This window comes from Gilliamella sp. Occ4-3 (genome assembly GCF_001690675.1).
GTDB lineage: Bacteria > Pseudomonadota > Gammaproteobacteria > Enterobacterales > Orbaceae > Gilliamella > Gilliamella bombi.
In genome coordinates this window covers 17,555-37,467 of sequence record NZ_LZHR01000061.1, presented here as the reverse complement: position 1 = coordinate 37,467, position 19,913 = coordinate 17,555, and the positions used below count along the sequence as shown (strand labels likewise).

Sequence of the window (19,913 nt, the reverse complement as noted above, 5' to 3'; positions counted from 1 at the left end):
ACACTGGGTTTCCCCATTCGGACATCGACGGCTATTACGCTTTTTATCAGCTTACCGTCGCTTTTCGCAGATTAACACGTCCTTCTTCGCCTCTGATTGCCTAGGCATCCACCGTGTACGCTTAATTTCTTAACCTTACAACTCACAGTTGTCTTGGTTTAAATTACGCTTTCTTCTCTTTCTTACTTATTCTCTTTTCATTTATAGATTGTTCAATCAAAGTTCAATAAACTTTAACTCAACCTATAATTAAAAGTCTTTCGTAAAAACGAGAACTCGTTTCTTTCAGCTTGTTCCTAATTGTTAAAGAGCTTTATCTTTCTATTCACTTAACCACTAAATCAAGCAAATACAAACATAATTTTTTTAAAAGAGACTTCTTTAATGGTGGAGCTAAGCGGGATCGAACCGCTGGCCTCCTGCGTGCAAGGCAGGCGCTCTCCCAGCTGAGCTATAGCCCCATTGTTTTCACTTCTTCAACCCGTTAAAGCCAAAACCAGCAAAACCAAGATTGAATTGGTGGGTCTGAGTGGACTTGAACCACCGACCTCACCCTTATCAGGGGTGCGCTCTAACCACCTGAGCTACAGACCCAATAAAGTGACTCTTTCTTCTAAACAAACAATCTGTGTGAACACTTACGAGCACTTCGTAAGGAGGTGATCCAACCGCAGGTTCCCCTACGGTTACCTTGTTACGACTTCACCCCAGTCATGAACCACACCGTGGTAAACGCCCTCCCGAAGGTTAAGCTATCTACTTCTGGTGCAACCCACTCCCATGGTGTGACGGGCGGTGTGTACAAGGCCCGGGAACGTATTCACCGTGACATTCTGATTCACGATTACTAGCGATTCCGACTTCATGGAGTCGAGTTGCAGACTCCAATCCGGACTTAGACGTACTTTGTGAGGTCCGCTTACTCTCGCGAGGTCGCCTCCCTTTGTATACGCCATTGTAGCACGTGTGTAGCCCTGGTCGTAAGGGCCATGATGACTTGACGTCGTCCCCACCTTCCTCCGCTTTATCAACGGCAGTCTCCTTTGAGTTCCCGACCTAATCGATGGCAACAAAGGATAAGGGTTGCGCTCGTTGCGGGACTTAACCCAACATTTCACAACACGAGCTGACGACAGCCATGCAGCACCTGTCTCACAGTTCCCGAAGGCACTCTCGTATCTCTACAAGATTCTGTGGATGTCAAGACCAGGTAAGGTTCTTCGCGTTGCATCGAATTAAACCACATGCTCCACCGCTTGTGCGGGCCCCCGTCAATTCATTTGAGTTTTAACCTTGCGGCCGTACTCCCCAGGCGGTCGATTTATCGCGTTAGCTTCGGAGCCCATCACTCTAGGCAACAAACTCCAAATCGACATCGTTTACAGCGTGGACTACCAGGGTATCTAATCCTGTTTGCTCCCCACGCTTTCGCATCTCAGCGTCAGTATCTGTCCAGAAGGCCGCCTTCGCCACCGGTATTCCTCCACATCTCTACGCATTTCACCGCTACACGTGGAATTCTACCTTCCTCTACAATACTCTAGTTAACCAGTTTTAAGTGCAATTCCTAGGTTGAGCCCAGGGCTTTCACACCTAACTTAATTATCCGCCTACATGCCCTTTACGCCCAGTCATTCCGATTAACGCTCGCACCCTCCGTATTACCGCGGCTGCTGGCACGGAGTTAGCCGGTGCTTCTTCTGTGATTAACGTCAATTAATAAACCTATTAGATTCATCAGCTTCCTCATCACCGAAAGTACTTTACAACCCGAAGGCCTTCTTCATACACGCGGCATGGCTGCATCAGGGTTCCCCCCATTGTGCAATATTCCCCACTGCTGCCTCCCGTAGGAGTCTGGACCGTGTCTCAGTTCCAGTGTGGCTGGTCATCCTCTCAGACCAGCTAGAGATCGTCGCCTTGGTGAGCCTTTACCACACCAACTAGCTAATCCCATATGGGTTCATCAAATGGCGCATGGCCCGTAGGTCCCATGCTTTGGTCTCTCAACTTTATGCGGTATTAGCAGTCGTTTCCAACTGTTGTCCCCCTCCATTCGGCAGATCCCCATACCTTACTCACCCGTCCGCCACTCGTCATCAAGTGCAAGCACTCATGTTACCGTTCGACTTGCATGTGTTAAGCCTGCCGCCAGCGTTCAATCTGAGCCATGATCAAACTCTTCAATTTAAAGTTTGATGCTCAATAACTGTCTCTGACATATTCAAATGAATCTTCAGTGTCACTTATCAAGACTTAATTTTTTAGTCCGTAGACTTTAATCTTTCGTCTCGCAAGTGCCCACACAGATTGTCTGTTTCTTATTTTTAAAGAGCTGACAGCTTATGTTCCTTATCAACCTTTTGTTGATTTAGTTCGCTGTCTCAAGGGTTGCGTATATTACTCACTTCACTTGTGAACGTCAACCCCTATTTTAGAAATTTTTATTTTTTTGTGTTGAATGACTGCTTTTTACACAAATTTAGGCATTATAGGGTTATTTTTAGCTGTTTTGTCACATTAATAGCTTTATTAGTAGCCTCTTTAACTGTCGATGCTCTAGCTAACGCAACACCCATTCTTCTTGTTCCTTTTACTTCTGGTTTACCAAATAAACGTAAATCAGTTTGCGGTTCGCTTAATGCTTTATCAATATTAGCGAAAGTTATTTGTTTTGAATTACCTTCTATTAATAAGACTGATGATGCACAAGCACCATATTGTTCTATAATTGGAATTGGCAATCCTAATATTGCTCTAGCATGTAATGCAAACTCAGATAAGTTTTGTGAAATTAACGTCACCATACCCGTATCATGAGGGCGAGGTGATACTTCACTAAACCATACTTGCTCCCCTTTAACAAATAATTCAACACCAAATACTCCTCGCCCACCTAATGCTTCTGTTATTTTAGTTGCAATATTTTTCGCTTTTTTCAATGCTTTTTCAGGCATCTGCTGAGGTTGCCAAGATTCTCGATAATCACCTTTTTCTTGACGATGGCCAATTGGTTCGCAGAATGAAACTCCGTTAATATGCCGAACAGTCAGCAAAGTAATCTCGTAATCAAAATCAATAAAACCTTCTATGATTACTTTACCTCCACCAGAGCGCCCTCCCTCTTGAGCATATATCCATGAAGATTTAATATCTACTTCACTACGCAATAAAGATTGACCTTTACCCGAAGAGCTCATAACTGGCTTAATCAAACATGGAAAACCGATCTCTTTTACCATTTGTTCATATTCAAATTCGTTTTCAGCGAAACGGTAAGGTGAAGTGGGTAGTTTTAATTCTTCTGCAGCAAGACGACGAATCCCCTCACGATTCATTGTTAATTGCGTTGCTTTTGCTGTTGGAATAACAGTAAATCCTTCTTTTTCCAACTCAACTAATGTAGATGTGGAAATAGCTTCAATTTCTGGAACAATATAATCGGGATTTTCCACTTCAATGACTTTTCTTAGAGCATCCCCATCAAGCATATTAACAATATGATACCGATGAGCTACTTGCATTGCTGGCGCATTAGCGTATCGATCAACTGCAATAACTTCACAGCCAAAACGTTGTAATTCAATCGCCACTTCTTTAGCTAATTCTCCTGCACCACACAGTAATATTTTAGTTGCAGTCGGTGATAAAGGAGTACCTAATTTAGCCATAATTCCCTCATACACAGTTAATCGTTATATCTCAAGAAATAAAAAATCGGGAAAATTATCCCGATTTTTTAATCAATATTAAGCTTGATAAGGATCACGTAAAATCATGGTTTCATTGCGATCCGGACCTGTTGAAATAATATCAATTGGTGTTTCGGTTAACTCTTCAATTCTTTTGATATAAGCTTTTGCTGCTTGTGGCAGTGCATCATAGCTTTTAATACCAAAAGTTGATTCGCTCCAACCTGGCATAGTTTCATAAACAGGTTTAACTAAGCTCCACTCTTCAGCGGCAGCTGGAGCATTTTTGATAACATCACCATTTGGTAATTGGTAACCGACACAAATTTTTACTTCTTTCAGCCCATCTAACACATCAAGCTTAGTTAAACAAAATCCTGAAACAGAATTAAGTTGTACCGCTTTACGCACAGCAACTGCATCAAGCCATCCAGTACGACGGCGACGACCTGTTGTTGCACCAAATTCATTACCTTGTTTACAAAGATACTCACCAACTTCATCAAATAGCTCTGTAGGGAATGGGCCTGCACCAACACGCGTAGAGTAAGCTTTAACAATACCTAACACATAGCCAACATAACGCGGACCAAAACCAGATCCCGTTGCCACACCACCAGCAGTAGTATTAGAAGAAGTTACAAAAGGATAAGTACCATGATCGATATCAAGTAATGTACCTTGTGCACCTTCGAACATAATTCTTTCGCCTTTTTTTCGTGCATCTTCTAAAAGCGCAGGAATATCGGCAATCATAGCAACTAAAATATCAGCCATAGCTAACGTAGCATCTAAAACTTTTTGATAATCTACAGCTTCGGTTTTGTAATAATTGACTAATTGGAAATTATGATATTCCATCACATCTTTTAGTTTTTCAGCAAAAGCTTGACGATCACGTAAATCACCAACTCGAAGTCCACGGCGAGCAACTTTATCCTCATAAGCAGGACCAATACCACGCCCTGTTGTTCCAATAGCTTTATTGCCACGAGCTTTTTCTCGAGCTTGATCTAATGCAATATGGTAAGGCAAAATTAGAGGACATGATTCAGAGATAAGGAGCCTTTCCCTAACAGGAATTCCACTATTTTCTAACTCTTTCATCTCTTTCATCAAAGCGTCAGGACAAAGCACTACACCATTAGCAATAATGCTAATAACATCATTACGTAAAATTCCTGATGGAATTAAGTGTAATACTGTTTTTTCACCATTAATAACTAATGTATGACCTGCATTATGCCCGCCTTGATAGCGAACAACATACTTCGCTTTTTCCGTAAGTAAATCAACAACCTTACCTTTTCCTTCATCACCCCATTGTGTACCTAACACAACAACATTATTACTCATAGACTATTTACTCATTTTGTTAATTATCAGATTTTAATTTCATATATTTAAAAAATTCACTATCAGGACTAATAACTACAATATCATTATCTGTAAAGCTTCGTTCATAAGCTTTTAGCCTTCGTATAAAGCTAAAAAACTCTATATCTTTACCAAAAGCATCAGCGTAAAGTTTGATTGCATTTGCATCACCTTCACCACGAATAGATCGAGATTGACGTTCAGCTTCAGATAATATTTTGGTTACTTCTAATGTAGCCTCTGCTCGTATTTCATCAGCTCTTTTAACACCTTTAAAATGTTGATTTTGGACAATATTATTTCTTTCTGCTTTCATTTCCTCATAAATAGAATTAGATATTTCTTGAGGAAAATTAACTTTCTTTAAGCGGACATCAATAACTTCAATACCGAACGGTCTCATACTTGCTTGATTAACATCTAAAGCTTTTTCATCTTTATTAACTTGCTTTTCAATCGAATTACTTTTATCCAATTCTTTAATAGTGCTATTTAAATTATTCTTTACACGAGAGACTATAGAATTATGAGAGCTATTATTTGTATCATTAACAACATCAATGATATTTAATTTTTCAATTTCTGCTCTTAAACAGCTATTTAATCGAGCAAGTAACAAGTTATCAATACTATTACCACTAGCAATAGTTTCATAATATCGATTAAAATCAACAATCTTCCATTGTACAAAATAATCAACAACTAAATCTTTATTTTCACGTGTTCTAAATTTTTGTTCTTGACCGACATTATTAGGACTATTTGTTGTTTTGATTTTAGCATCAACAATTTTTACATTATCCATTCCTGGAAATTTAAAATGTAATCCAGGTTCAGATAATCCTATAATTTTATTAAACCGTAAAACTATTCCACGAGTACCTTCTTCAATAACATAAGCGCTAGAAAAAAACACACCAATCAAAATTAATACTATAGGAACCAATAATTTGCGCATGCTTTTCTCCTTATCTTCCCATAAACCGTGGAGTCCGCGTAGTCTCGCCAACTTTAATGGTGTTATTAGTGTTATTTTCTTTTGATAATTCCAGCTTTGATTTAGGCTGTTCTTTTACTGTTTCAGACGAGCTCAGCATATTGGAATTATATTCACTATTTTGGTTTGATAACGTCATTGTTTGAGAATTTTTTTCACTCTTATTTTTTAATAGTGCTTCTAACGGTAACACCATCAAATTTCCACTTTTATCATTCACTATAATCTTATTAGTTTTGGTTAATACTCTTTCCATAGTTTCAATATATAAATGTTCTTTAGTAATTTCTGGTGCTACTTTATATTGTGGTAAGATTTTTTCAAAACTGGCCACATCACCTGCAGCTTCAAGTTCTACTCTAACCTTATATGCATTAGCATCAGCTAAAATTCCTGCTGAACGTTCTTCTGCTTGCTGAATTTTTTTCACCTTATCAGCTTCAGCTTGTTTGATTTCTCTCTCACTATCGTCTTGAGAATGAAGCGTTTTATTGTCAGTACCTTTCACTTCATCTGGTAGACGAGCAACTTGAAAATTCAAATTAACAATATTAATACCCATATCATAGGGACTAATGATATTAACTAACTCATCTTTAGTGCTACGTTCTAGAGCTGAACGTTCATCAGAAATTATCGCATCAATATTTGAACTTGCCACCACCGTTCTAAGGGCGCTATCGGCAGCTTGGCGCAAACTATCTTCTACATTAGTGACATTAAATAAATATTTTAAAGGATCGCTGACACTATATTGCACATTTATATCAACAAAAACCAAATTTTCACCAGCTGTAACAATAAGTCCCTTTTCGTTAAAATTTCGAATACCCTGTGTATCAACAATATACACTTTATCGATTAAAGTTGGCTTCCAATTTAGTCCTGGTTGAATGATTTCAGATTGAACTTGACCGAAGCGAGTAATTACACCACGTTGATTTTGGTTAATGGTATAAAATCCACTTCCTGCCCAAACTAGAACAAGTAAAGCAATTATAGATATGATAATTTTAGTTGTACTCATCGGCAATTTAATTCCAGAGGAACCATTATTATTACCGAAATTATTTTTTTTTAATAATTTTTTAACTTTATCAAATAAACCATCAGATGAATGATTAGTTGGCTTTTTTTTATTATTCCCCCATGGGTCGTTATCTTGTCCGTTATTGCCGGGCTGATTCCACGCCATATTGTATATGCTCCATTTGATAATTAGTTGTTATTTTGCTTATTGATCAAGTATAACAGATCTGGTTCTTGTTTACAGAGGCGATTCCATTCTATAGAGGGAATTCTCACATCTAGATGAAAACTACCATCCTCATTAATAAATTCATTTTCTACCGCATTTAACTGATATAAACGACTTCTTAATCTTGCTAAATAAGCAGGTAAGTTTAAGTGGCAAACTTGTATTTGCTTAGCTAGCCTTTCTTTTAAAGCGATAAATAATTGATCTAATCCTAAACTATTTTGCGCTGAAATCCAAACACGAATTGGTATACCGTTTTCATCTCTATCAATACTTGGTTGTTTGCCTTCTATCAAGTCGATTTTATTCATAACAAGTAATGTTGGAAGTTCGTGCGCATCAATTTCGTGCAAAACTTCATCAACAGCATGCATATTATCTAATAAATTAGGATCTGCTGCATCAACAACATGTAATAACAATGCAGCTTGTTGAGTTTCTAATAACGTTGCTTTAAAAGCCGCGATTAAATCATGTGGCAAATGGCGAATAAAACCAACCGTGTCAGCTAAAACAACTTCACCTACATCATCAACAATAATTCGACGAAGTGTTGGATCGAGTGTAGCAAATAACTGATTAGCAGCATATACATCAGCATTTGTTAACACATTAAATAATGTTGATTTACCTGCATTCGTGTAGCCAACAAAAGAGACTGTTGATAGATCTGCTTTATTTCGTGATTGACGATTTTGATTTCGCTGTTTTTCAACTTTAGCAAGTCTTGATAAAATTAATTGAATCCGTTGACGAATCAACCTTCTATCAGTTTCTAATTGAGTTTCACCTGGACCACGTAAACCTATCCCACCTTTTTGACGTTCTAAATGCGTCCAACCTCTAACTAAACGAGTCGAAAGATGTTTTAACTGTGCTAACTCGACCTGTAATTTACCTTCATGTGTTCTGGCTCTTTGAGCAAAAATATCAAGAATCAATCCGGTTCTATCAACAACACGACATTTGCACAATTGCTCTAGATTACGTTCTTGGGAGGGAGTTAATGAATGATTTACTAAAATAACAGAAGCATTGAGCTGTTTAACTTTTTCTGCTATTTCTTGAGCCTTACCTTCACCTACAAAATATTTGGTTTGAGGTGCTTTTCTTGAGGTTGTTACAATATCGAGAATATCTATTTGAGCCGAAGAAACTAAAATTTCAAACTCTTTAAGATCCTCGATATTGCTTTCTTGAGGGAAGAATACATGGACTAATAAGGCAGATTCACCGCCTTTATATCTCTCAAACAATCAGATTCTCCACTGAAATTCAGCTTTCGCTTTCCTCTTCGGCTTGAGATACCAATCCAGAAATAGGTCTAGATGGTACGACTGTCGAGATAGCATGTTTATATACCATTTGGCTTACAGTATTTTTTAACAAAATCACAAATTGATCAAATGACTCAATTTGCCCTTGTAATTTAATACCATTAACTAAATAGATTGAGACAGGAATATGCTCTCGACGAAGCAAATTTAAATAAGGATCTTGTAATGACTGCCCTTTTGACATGAGTTTATCCTTTAAAAATAATTATATTAAGATAAAATAAATACATTTATAAATAATTAATGTATTTTACATACTATTTCAGATACATCTTTAGTATCTACCAAAATAACATAAAAAAAGCTTCTCTTGAACCAATCAACTATAATTAATGCACAAATAACTAAAATTTTAACAAATTTAAACTAAAAAGGTAAAAAAAATACTAAATAATGACACTAATATACATAATTTTACCTACAAAAAACTTACAATTGTATATTATTAAACCACTATAAAAATTATCGCTTAGAATACGTTTCGGAAAATTGCATCCATATTATCATTGTTTAACCATGTTATAGGTTGCTTCCAACCGCGAAGCCATGTTATTTGTCGTTTAGCTAATTGACGAGTAGCACAAATTCCTTTAAAAACCATTTCATCATAACTTGTATTGCCATTTAAATACTCCCACATTTGACGATATCCAACACAACGCATAGAAGGTAAATTTAAATGTAAATCCGATCGCTGCATAAGTGCTTTGACTTCATTTTCAAATCCTTGATCCAACATCTGTAAAAAGCGTTGTTCAATACGTTCATGTAATTGCGACCGATCTTGTGGCATAATAGCAAATTGCATAACATCGTATGGTAATGTTTCCCCACTTTCTTGTATAAGTTCAGTTAAACTTTTGCCTGAAATTAAATAAACCTCTAAAGCGCGATTAAGCCGCTGAGGATCGTTAGGATGAATTCGTTCAGCTGAAATTGGATCGACTTTTTTTAGATCTTCGTGAATTGCTTGCCAACCTAATTTATTGGCTTTTTCCTCTATTTGCTCACGAATTTCGCTATTAGCAACAGGAAGCGGTGAAAGCCCTTCAATTAAAGCCTTAAAATAGAGCATTGTCCCACCAACTAACAATGGAATTCGCCCTTTTTTTAGTGTTTTTTCAATTTCCACAATAGCATCATGTCTAAAATTAGCTGCCGAATAACTTTTTGCAGGATCACAAATATCAATCAATTTATGTGGATACTTTTGTTGCTCTTCTTTAGTCGGTTTTGCAGTACCAATGTCCATACCACGATAAATTAGAGCTGAATCGACACTAATAATATCAATAGGATAATGATCATAAAGCGCCATAGCAAATGCCGTTTTACCAGATGCTGTTGGCCCCATTAACGAAATAATTTTTGGTTTATTCATGATAAATCGATTGAGTTAAAGATTGCATATCAATTGGGTATAAAAACGAATCTTGTTGTAAAAGATTAATATCCACTTTTTCTAGTTGAGCTAATAACTGAATGACTTTTACTACACTCCAGTTCATCGTAACACTATCATAATACTGATTAGCTAACCAAGCCGCTATTTGCGTTGGATCTAAAACTTCATTTTTTGAATCAGAAATAAAAGCAATTAAAGCGGGTAATAATTGTTGCCAATTGATAGTGCGCAACATTTTAGGAACATTTTGCAAATACAGCTTTGCTTTATCAATATAAAAATCAAAACCTAAAAAATTTAGTTGCGGCTGATAAGAAGAAAGGATTTTCTGCTCTTTATTATTAATTAAAATTGTTAATGGGATAAGCAATTTTTCAGAATCTTGTGACAATAACTTAATAGCAACGACTTTTTGCTGAGCAATAGGCAACTTCATCAACATTAATTTTTGTTGATTATCTTCATTTTTTTCAAGCAATGCAATATCAGGTTGAATAATAGTTAACACCCGTCCAAATGTCACTAATAATGAATTATCAAGCTGCTGTTGTAGTGATTGCAACGGTGAATTTCGTTTAGGAAATAATGATTCAATAACCGCTTTTTGAGATTCAGTTATTTCATTTTCTTCTACCGATAAAAATGGCTTTTCTGGCTCAAGTTGTGCAATATTTTGAGAAGGAGATTCAACACTAACTAACTGACCATACAACGCATTTTCTTTAGCATAATTACTAGGTTTTTTGGGTAATTGGTTACTAGCTTGATAAGGCTTAGAAATCGTCTTTTGATTAAAGATATTTTCTCCAGCTGCTTGCCGATTAGGTGTTATTGTTACTTTTTCATCTGTTACAGATAAATCCGATTCAAGAGCCATAACTATAGCTTGATAAACGAAATCATGAACCAATCTTGCCTCATGAAAACGGACTTCATGTTTAGCAGGGTGAACATTAACATCAACTTGTTTTGGATCAATTTGTAAAAACACCACATAACTTTGCTGTTCATTCGCACGTCTTATATAGGCTTGTCGCAATGCATGATTAAGTAATTTATCTTTGATAACTCGACCATTAACATAAAAATATTGCAAATTACTAACTTCACTACTTGTTACCCAACCTTGAATGAACAAATCATCATGTTGCCAATCTAATTTGACTGCTTTTTGCATAAATACTCGTCCACATACCAATTCTACCCTTTTTTCAAGGGTAGATGAACGGTACTGCTTAACAAGTTTACCATTATGCTGCAAATTAAAAGTAACATCAGGACGTGCAAGCGCAATACGCCGAACAAATTCCTCAATATGCATAAATTCGGTTTTTTCTGTTTTTAAAAAACGGCGTCTTGCAGGCGTATTGTAAAACAAATCAAGTACTTCAACAGTCGAGCCAACAGGATGTGCAGCAGGTTTAATCACCGACTCCATATCCCGTCCTTCAGCATAAACTTGCCAAGCTTCAGTTTGTTCTGCTGTGCGTGAAGTTAATGTCAATCTTGCAACTGAACTTATACTCGCCAACGCCTCACCACGAAATCCAAGGCTAATAATAGAATCTAAATCATCTAACTTGCTGATTTTACTTGTCGCATGACGAGCAAGCGCCAGTGCTAATTCATCTTTAGCAATACCGCAACCATTATCTCGAATACGAATTAATTTACAGCCGCCTTGCTCAAGATCAATATCAATTTGAGTACTTCCCGCATCAAGGCTATTTTCAACCAACTCTTTAATGACTGATGCTGGACGTTCTACCACCTCACCAGCAGCAATTTGATTTGCTAATTGAGGAGAAAGAATATGAATTGCCATTAATGCTGTTCTCCAAATTTTGGATTTTGTTTAACGTAATTTTTTATACCTTGATAGATAGCTTTCGCAATCTTATTTTGATGAGCATTACTACTTAGTAAGCGTTCTTCACCTTCGTTAGAGATAAAACCAACTTCAACTAAAATTGATGGAATATCTGGTGAACGTAATACCCCTAAGCTTGCATGTTCTGGAGCAGATTTATGTAGCTTTGTCATCCCTTTCATTTCTTTTAATACTTGTTTTGCTAACTCATACCCCACTCGTTGAGAATAAGAAAATTGGAGATCTAATACAGCTTGACTTAAATGAGGATCATGATCATCGCTAAGCGCATCTCCTGCCCCACCAAGTAATTGTGACTGTTTTTCATCTTGTTCAAGCCAACGGCCAAGTTCTGTGTCAGCTCGCTTAGTTGACAATACCCAGATCGAAGCACCAGTTGCATTCCGATTTGGTGCAGCATCGGCGTGAACTGAAACTAACAAATTAGCTTTATTTTTTCTAGCGATTTCAGAGCGTTGTGAAACAGAAATAAAATTATCACTACTACGGGTTAATACCCCTTTAAAATTAGGATCTTTATTTAGTAAATTGGTAAGTTTTTTAGCAATAGAAAGCGTAACTGTTTTTTCATATAACTTATTTTTCCCTATTGCGCCGGAATCTTTACCACCATGCCCTGCATCAACGGCAATCACAACTTTAGCTGCATAGGCAGAACTACAAAGCAGTAATAAGATAAAAAAAGTGAATAGTTTTTTCATTGTCTTTATATTGTTTATTTCAATTATGATAGATTAATAATCTCACTGCCTTTTTCGCTTATTGCCTGAACGCAAGCAGTACGTTCAAGCGCCAAATAAGTCAAATGAATTTCAAGATCAGCGCTTGGCAAGATCCCATTTGCTTGCTGTGGCCACTCAATCAAACAAATTGATCGCGAAGAAAAATATTCACGAATCCCCATAAACTCTAACTCTTCTGGATCGCAAAGCCGATATAAATCAAAATGGTAAACTGAAAAATCATCAAATTGGTATGGCTCAACTAATGTATAAGTTGGACTTTTTACGTTACCTACATGACCTAATTGTTGCAAAAAACCGCGACTAAAAGTTGTTTTACCTGCACCAAGATCGCCAATTAAATAGATAATAATTGTATCATCATGTTTAGACAAATAGTTTAAACACAATTTGGCAAGTTTACTGCCAAACAAAATCGTTTGTTGCTCATTGCTTAAAATAACTGATTTCATGATGAATTCTTTGCTCAATAAATGGTTCTTATTATATACTAATAACATCAAAGATGTACTAACCAAAATGAGCTTGATTTTGTAAAAAAGTTTCAGGTAACTATACGTTTCAGTATAAAAAGTGAAAATAATGCTACATACTATATCAACAGCAAACCAATCAGCCATAAATCCACAATTAATATCAGCTCAAGATGTTGTATTGTTCTGGCAAAATGGCGTTATTCTGGCTATACAAAATAATCCATTATTAAATGATATTATAAAAAAAACCAAACACTGTTACGTCATCAACAGCGATATAGAGGCTCGAGGAATAAGCAAAATTATTGATTCAAGGCTTAAAATTATCAATATGCAACAAGTTGTTGAACTTACAACTAACCATTTTCCACAAATGAACTGGGAATAACCATAGGGCATAATGCTACCCAGTTTTAAAAAGCACGAATCATGCAAATTTGCAAAACCTAAAACCTAAGTTTAATATAAATCTCAATTGAACTCAGCTTGTATTCAAATTTATGGCTAATTTATTAACGCTATCGGAAATCAATAATTATTTAAAAAATGGTGAAGTGATTGCTTACCCTACCGAGGCCGTTTTCGGTCTAGGGTGTGATCCTGATTGTGAATTAGCCGTATTAAAACTGTTACAACTAAAACAGCGTTCAGTAGATAAAGGCTTAATTTTAATTGCTAGCCATTACCAACAATTGACTCCTTATGTAGATGAATTAGCTATTACCAATGAACAAAAACAGTTAGCACTTACTAGTTGGCCAGGTCCTATTACTTGGGTTTTTCCTAAAAATAAAAAAACACCTTATTTTTTGACTGGTAAATTCGACACCATAGCAGTACGAGTCACCAATCACCCTTTAGTTTGTAAACTATGCGATCTTTATGGCAAACCAATAGTTTCAACCAGTGCTAATTTATCGAGTTATCCTCCTTGTAAAACAGCCATAGAAGTAGCCAAACAATTTGGCCAAAATTTTCCGATTTTAGCAGGCAAAGCAGGTAATAGATTGCAGCCATCTCAAATCAGAGATATTCAAACAGGTAACATTATTCGACAAGGATAGATATATGCAAAATTTATATATTGGTGTGATGTCGGGAACCAGCATGGATGGAATTGATATTGCTATAGTTAATATTACCGCAAAAAATGTCACATCAATAGCTAGTAGTTGCTACCCAATGCCCACCAACTTAAAACAGCAACTATTAACATTATGTGAAACAAAGCAAACCACATTACAAAATTTGGGTGAATTAGACCATCAACTTGGTGAATTATTTGCCGATAGTATCAATCAATTTTTAAAAGACAATAAAATTGATAAACAACAAATAAAAGCAATTGGTTGCCACGGACAAACTATTTACCATTCACCAAACGGTAAAAATCCATTCACCTTACAAATTGCCGATGCCAATATTATCGCAGCAAAAACAAGCATAACCACCATAGCTGATTTTCGTCGAAAAGATATGGCTTATGGCGGGCAAGGAGCACCACTGGTACCCGCTTTTCATAAAGCGGTGCTACAAGATCCACAAATTAATCGTGTAATATTGAATATAGGAGGAATTAGTAACATTTCAGTATTAATTCCTAACCATACTGTTATTGGTTACGATACAGGTCCAGGAAACGTACTGCTTGATTGCTGGATAAATCAAAACCTAGGTAAAAGCTATGATAAAAATGGACTGTGGGCAAAAACAGGAAAAGTTAATCAAGACTTATTGAATAAATTATTTGATGAAGATTATTTCAAAATACCAGCACCTAAAAGTACAGGGAGAGAGTTATTTAATTTACCATGGTTACATAAAAAATTAATAGGGACGGATTTTAAAGCAGAAGATATTCAAGCAACGCTCGTTGAATTAACCTCTTTATCAATTGCAAATGAGATCAACAAATTATCTATATTAAAAAAATTACCTTGCGAGCTTTTAGTCTGTGGCGGAGGTGCTAAAAATCCACTTATTATGCAAAGATTATCAGCATTATTACCATCATGGTCAGTATTAACAACCGATACAAAAGGTATAAATGGAGACGATATGGAGGCAATAGCCTTTGCTTGGCTTGCTTATTGCCGAATCAACAATATTCCATCAAATATTCCAGAGGTAACTGGCGCAAGCCAAGCTGTGTGTTTGGGGGTTATTTATAAATAAACTAAAAAATATATAAATATCGATCAAATCAACCCAAATTTTTGTAACGCTTTAGCAATACCATCATTATTATTAGTATCTGTAACAAACTCGGCTTTTGCTTTTAATTCATCAACTGCATTACCCATAGCAATAGGATGATCAACGGTTAGGAACATTTCAAAATCATTCATACCATCACCAAATGCATAAGTTGGCACATCGGTAAACCCTTTATTTTTTAATAACTGAGTAATACCATAACCTTTAGAGCCACCATGATTAAAAACATCAACACAGTAAGGGGTATTACGAATAAAGGTTAGTTCAGGGAAAACATCTCGATAAAGCTCTTCTCCAGATTCACAAAGTAATAAAAGCATCTGGATAGGTGATTTTAAATAAACCTGATCATCAACAGGAGGAACTGGTTGCTTAAGATAATGATAAAACTTCTCGGCTGGTTGACTATACTCAGATATACACATCATTTCATCATTATAAAAAGATAAAGGAATATTCGTTTCTTGCTTAGAATACCGATGTATTTTTATTATTACATCTTTATCAATATTATTAGTAAAAACCTTTTCGCCTTTGTATAAAACAACTTGCCCATTCATACCGATAATTGAATCAATTTGAGTCTTTTGCATTAAATCAGCAACTTCACAAGGTGTTCGACCAGTTGCTATCACTGGAATAACATTATTATGTTTTAATTTTTTTATAGCATCAAGGGAACTGGACAAAACATCAATTTGACTATTAAACAATGTTCCATCTAAATCAAAAAAAACAATAGCTTCAGGTTTATGACTCATATTACAAATCCAAAATATTTTTAATAAAAGGAATAGTTAGCTTTCGTTGTTGTGCTAACGTTGCTACTTCAAACTTTTCTAATAAAGAAAATAATGTACGCATATCGCGATTAACACGTTTTAATAAAAATAACCCAACATCTGTTGATAGTTCAAATCCACTTAATTGCGCTCTCAATTGCAAAGCTTTAAGCTTGTCATCATCGCTAAGTTCTTTTAATTGATAAACCTGCCCCCAAGATAATCTAGAAACTAGATCAGGCAATATAAAAGAAATTTGTTTAGGTGGTGCATTTGCGGTTATCAATAATTTACTCACATTTTTTTCTGTCAAACGATTAAATAAATCGAAAATAGCCTCTTCCCAATCTCTATGACCTGCTATTGCATCAATATCATCTAGACAGACTAAATCATAATTTTCTAATCCCTGTAAAATTTCAGGTACCAAATGGTAATGCTGTTTTAATGGAATATAACTAGCTAATTTATTTTGGCTTGACGCATGTAAAAGGTGAGTTCGGCCTGCAACGCTAGCCGCCCATATATAAAAGACATTAAATCCCTCTTTACCTAACAAGGTTTGCAATGAATCAAACAATAACCGATTATTACCTACATAAAAACTATCAAAAGTTTCATTATTAGATAATGGAAAAGGCAAAGGTAACTGTGAAAGAGTAATAAAGTAACCTCACAATACAAATAAAATCATATTAAGTATAAATTTGCTTTTATAAAAATCAATCACTTTTATACAAAAAGACAAACAGATAACAGTTAATAAAAAAATAAAACAAAAAACAATAAAACGATCAAAAAGTGTTGTTTAAAATAAAAACAACAAAAAGTTAAAAATTAAGCGATCAAACTTAATTTTTGTGGATAACTCTGTTAAAAATTAGGATAACAAGCTGTTATGATCGCACTAACAACTTAAAAATAGAAAACAGTTGTGGATAAAAATAATAGTTATACACAAGTTTAAACAAAAAAAGATCCGATCAATTAACAGAATGAACAGATCGATAAGATCCTATAAAATAATCACAAAAAAGAGTTATCAACAAAAAGGATCCGATCTAATAATAATAAAAATAAAAAAATCATCTAAAAGATCTTATTTTATTTAGAACGCGATCCTAATAGATCATTTGACGTAACCAAAAAGATGAGTAAAATCTCCTACCCTGAATAAATCAAATCTCCCGATCTAAATTAGCGATCATCTATACACAAAAAAATACGAGGCTTTTTATGTTTTATCCAGATCTTTTTGATGTCATCATTGTTGGTGGCGGTCATGCAGGAACAGAAGCAGCAATGGCATCAGCAAGAATGGGGCGAAAAACACTACTTTTAACCCATAATATCAATACATTAGGACAAATGTCTTGTAATCCTGCCATTGGTGGTATAGGCAAAGGTCATTTGGTAAAAGAAATTGATGCAATGGGTGGCTTAATGGCACACGCTATCGATCATACTGGGATCCAATTTAGGATCTTAAATAGCAGTAAAGGACCTGCAGTTAGGGCTACAAGAGCACAAGCAGATCGATCACTATATTGCAAAGTGATCCGAACTACACTTGAAAATCAAGAAAATTTAATGCTTTTTCAACAATCTGTTGAAGATGTGATCATCGAAAACGATCAGATCGTAGGTGTAAAAACCCAAATGGGAGTATGCTTTAAAGCTAAAACAGTCGTATTAACAACAGGTACCTTTTTAGACGGAAAGATCCATATAGGACTTAATAATTATAGTGGTGGACGTACAGGCGATCCTGCTTCGATCGGCTTATCAAAATCACTTCATCAATATCCATTTAGAATGGGACGATTAAAAACTGGTACACCACCACGAATTGATGCTAGAACAATTGATTTTTCAAAATTAGGTACACAATATGGTGATGATCCTGTTCCTGTATTCTCATTTTTAGGTAATGCAAACGAACATCCTAAACAAATTCCTTGCTATATAACAAGCACTAACGAAACAACGCACGAGATCATCCGAAATAGTTTAGATCGTAGTCCCATGTATACAGGTGTTATAGAAGGAGTTGGTCCAAGATACTGCCCATCTATTGAAGACAAAATTATGCGTTTTGCGGATCGTAATTCTCATCAGATCTATTTAGAACCTGAAGGATTAGATAGCAACGAAATATATCCAAATGGGATCTCAACAAGTTTACCATTTGATACACAATTAGCATTTGTACGCAGTATGAAAGGATTAGAAAATGCTAATATTGTCAGACCTGGTTATGCGATCGAATATGATTATTTTGATCCAAGGGATCTTAAACCAACACTTGAAAGTAAAGTTATTAAAGGTCTCTTTTTAGCAGGACAGATCAACGGAACAACTGGCTATGAAGAAGCCGCAGCTCAAGGAATGCTTGCTGGTTTAAATGCAGCACGTTTTGCATATGATCAAGATCAATGGTATCCAAGCCGTGATCAAGCCTATTTAGGGGTATTAGTTGATGATCTTTGTACTCTTGGTACTAACGAACCTTATCGCATGTTTACCTCGCGTGCTGAATATCGTTTAATGTTACGTGAAGACAATGCTGATATTCGCTTAACTGAGATTGGCCGCAAGCTAGGTATGGTTGATGATTATCGCTGGCAACGTTTTAACGAAAAATTTGAAGCTATTGAACAAGAAAGAGCAAGATTACGTGATATATGGGTACATCCTCATATTGAAAGCATTGACGAAGTAAATGCCGTGTTAAGTGCTAATTTGACTAAAGAAGCCAATGGAGAAGAGTTACTTAAGCGACCTGAAATGAGTTATAACACATTGAAATCGCTTTCATTATTTGCTCCTGGATTGTCCGACGCACAGGCTGCGGAACAGGTTGAAATTCAAGTTAAATATGATGGATATATAAAACTGCAAATAGAAGAAATTGAACGTCAAAAACGCAATGAAGAAACGCTTATTCCTGAGCATATTGATTATGCTGAAATATCGGGTTTATCGAACGAAGTTGTGGCTAAATTAAAACAACATAAACCTATTTCAATAGGACAAGCTTCGCGTATATCAGGAATTACTCCTGCTGCGATTTCAATGTTACTAGTTTATTTAAAAAAGAAAAATTATGTTAAAAAAGAAACTCATTAATCTAATAGATCAAACGGATCTTTTGATCTCAGAATCACAAATAGATCAATTGATCCATTATGTTGAAATGCTTAACAAATGGAATAAGACTTACAACTTAACAGCTGTACGAGATCCTAATGAAATGTTAATCAAACATATCATGGATAGTTTAGTTGTATCGCCCTATTTAACTGGCAAAACTTTTATTGATGTTGGAACTGGTCCTGGTTTACCAGGTGTTCCACTAGCAATTATTAACCCCGATAAACAATTTGATTTAGTGGATAGTTTAGGTAAGCGTATTCGATTTTTAAAACAAGTTCAGTTTGAATTAAAGCTAACTAATATAAACCCAATACAAAGCCGAATAGAAGAGTATAATGATAAAAAGTTTGATGGAGTTATTAGCCGAGCATTTGCTTCATTGCAAGACATGCTTAATTGGTGTAAACATCTTCCTAATGAACAAGGATTTTTTTATGCTTTAAAAGGAAGCGATATAGATCCTATTGCTGATGGTTTTACACTTAAACAAAATATAAAATTGACTATACCAGAATTAGATGCTGAAAGGTGTTTAATTATTATACAATAGTTTTTGTAATTAAATACAAGCTGTTCTGAAAT

General features: G+C 35.6%; 16 protein-coding genes, 2 tRNA genes, 2 rRNA genes and 1 pseudogene. 5 read left to right on the top strand and 16 right to left on the bottom strand.

Annotated features, from left to right (window positions below):
• The 14 genes and pseudogenes from A9G44_RS07115 to tsaE all read right to left on the bottom strand — a co-directional run.
• Positions 1-135, bottom strand: a 23S ribosomal RNA gene (locus A9G44_RS07115); the annotation flags it as partial.
• A gap of 250 nt (positions 136-385) precedes the next feature.
• Positions 386-461: transfer RNA gene (locus tag A9G44_RS07110), tRNA-Ala, on the bottom strand.
• Positions 462-517: 56 nt separating this feature from the next.
• A tRNA-Ile gene (locus A9G44_RS07105) sits at positions 518-594 on the bottom strand.
• Positions 595-652: 58 nt separating this feature from the next.
• Positions 653-2,190 (bottom strand): 16S ribosomal RNA (locus A9G44_RS07100).
• A 299-nt stretch (positions 2,191-2,489) separates the two neighbouring features.
• A complete protein-coding gene (gene purT, locus A9G44_RS07095; protein ID WP_065610038.1) occupies positions 2,490-3,671 on the bottom strand; it encodes a formate-dependent phosphoribosylglycinamide formyltransferase in 1,182 nt (393 codons plus the stop codon).
• Between the two features lie 78 nt (positions 3,672-3,749).
• Entirely contained in the window at positions 3,750-5,048 is a 1,299-nt protein-coding gene (locus tag A9G44_RS07090) for an adenylosuccinate synthase (RefSeq protein ID WP_065610035.1), read from the bottom strand.
• Between the two features lie 19 nt (positions 5,049-5,067).
• A complete protein-coding gene (hflC, locus tag A9G44_RS07085; protein WP_065610033.1) occupies positions 5,068-6,027 on the bottom strand; it encodes a protease modulator HflC in 960 nt (319 codons plus the stop codon).
• Positions 6,028-6,037: 10 nt separating this feature from the next.
• Positions 6,038-7,261 (bottom strand): FtsH protease activity modulator HflK, encoded by a 1,224-nt coding sequence (gene hflK, locus A9G44_RS07080; protein WP_065610032.1) that lies wholly within the window; start codon positions 7,259-7,261, stop codon positions 6,038-6,040.
• A 23-nt stretch (positions 7,262-7,284) separates the two neighbouring features.
• On the bottom strand, positions 7,285-8,580 hold the full coding sequence (gene hflX / locus A9G44_RS07075; RefSeq protein ID WP_065610030.1) for a ribosome rescue GTPase HflX: 1,296 nt from the start codon (positions 8,578-8,580) through the stop codon (positions 7,285-7,287).
• A 19-nt stretch (positions 8,581-8,599) separates the two neighbouring features.
• A complete protein-coding gene (hfq, locus tag A9G44_RS07070; RefSeq protein WP_034911910.1) occupies positions 8,600-8,845 on the bottom strand; it encodes an RNA chaperone Hfq in 246 nt (81 codons plus the stop codon).
• A gap of 285 nt (positions 8,846-9,130) precedes the next feature.
• Entirely contained in the window at positions 9,131-10,042 is a 912-nt protein-coding gene (gene miaA / locus A9G44_RS07065) for a tRNA (adenosine(37)-N6)-dimethylallyltransferase MiaA (protein WP_065610028.1), read from the bottom strand.
• A complete protein-coding gene (gene mutL, locus A9G44_RS07060; RefSeq protein WP_065610027.1) occupies positions 10,035-11,891 on the bottom strand; it encodes a DNA mismatch repair endonuclease MutL in 1,857 nt (618 codons plus the stop codon). Before mutL ends, miaA begins: the two co-directional genes overlap by 8 nt.
• A gap of 20 nt (positions 11,892-11,911) precedes the next feature.
• Positions 11,912-12,616, bottom strand: a pseudogene (locus A9G44_RS07055) (N-acetylmuramoyl-L-alanine amidase); the annotation flags it as partial.
• 65 nt (positions 12,617-12,681) lie between these two features.
• Positions 12,682-13,152: a tRNA (adenosine(37)-N6)-threonylcarbamoyltransferase complex ATPase subunit type 1 TsaE gene (gene tsaE, locus A9G44_RS07050; RefSeq protein ID WP_034911922.1), complete on the bottom strand. Its 471-nt coding sequence runs from the start codon at positions 13,150-13,152 to the stop codon at positions 12,682-12,684.
• 130 nt (positions 13,153-13,282) lie between these two features.
• Between tsaE and tusB the strand changes: the two genes are divergently transcribed.
• The 3 genes from tusB (at position 13,283) to A9G44_RS07035 (ending at position 15,351) form a co-directional block, all read left to right on the top strand.
• Entirely contained in the window at positions 13,283-13,564 is a 282-nt protein-coding gene (gene tusB / locus A9G44_RS07045; protein WP_034911926.1) for a sulfurtransferase complex subunit TusB, read from the top strand.
• 112 nt (positions 13,565-13,676) lie between these two features.
• Complete coding sequence (locus A9G44_RS07040) at positions 13,677-14,240, top strand: Sua5/YciO/YrdC/YwlC family protein (protein WP_034911928.1); 564 nt, start codon at positions 13,677-13,679, stop codon at positions 14,238-14,240.
• Between the two features lie 4 nt (positions 14,241-14,244).
• Positions 14,245-15,351 carry an anhydro-N-acetylmuramic acid kinase gene (locus A9G44_RS07035; RefSeq protein ID WP_065610023.1) on the top strand — a complete coding sequence of 369 codons (1,107 nt, stop codon included), beginning with the start codon at positions 14,245-14,247 and terminating at the stop codon, positions 15,349-15,351.
• A gap of 23 nt (positions 15,352-15,374) precedes the next feature.
• Here A9G44_RS07035 and A9G44_RS07030 read toward each other — a convergent pair whose 3' ends face one another.
• On the bottom strand, positions 15,375-16,154 hold the full coding sequence (locus A9G44_RS07030) for a Cof-type HAD-IIB family hydrolase (RefSeq protein WP_034911936.1): 780 nt from the start codon (positions 16,152-16,154) through the stop codon (positions 15,375-15,377).
• 1 nt (position 16,155) lies between these two features.
• Positions 16,156-16,839, bottom strand: coding sequence for a DnaA inactivator Hda (gene hda, locus A9G44_RS07025; RefSeq protein WP_080702332.1), 684 nt, complete (start codon positions 16,837-16,839; stop codon positions 16,156-16,158).
• 572 nt (positions 16,840-17,411) lie between these two features.
• Here hda and mnmG point away from each other — a divergent pair.
• Both mnmG and rsmG read left to right on the top strand, forming a co-directional pair.
• Positions 17,412-19,304: a tRNA uridine-5-carboxymethylaminomethyl(34) synthesis enzyme MnmG gene (gene mnmG / locus A9G44_RS07020; protein ID WP_065610021.1), complete on the top strand. Its 1,893-nt coding sequence runs from the start codon at positions 17,412-17,414 to the stop codon at positions 19,302-19,304.
• Entirely contained in the window at positions 19,282-19,881 is a 600-nt protein-coding gene (gene rsmG, locus A9G44_RS07015; RefSeq protein WP_065610019.1) for a 16S rRNA (guanine(527)-N(7))-methyltransferase RsmG, read from the top strand. The genes mnmG and rsmG overlap by 23 nt, the downstream gene beginning before the upstream one ends.
• The last annotated feature ends 32 nt before the right edge of the window (positions 19,882-19,913 follow it).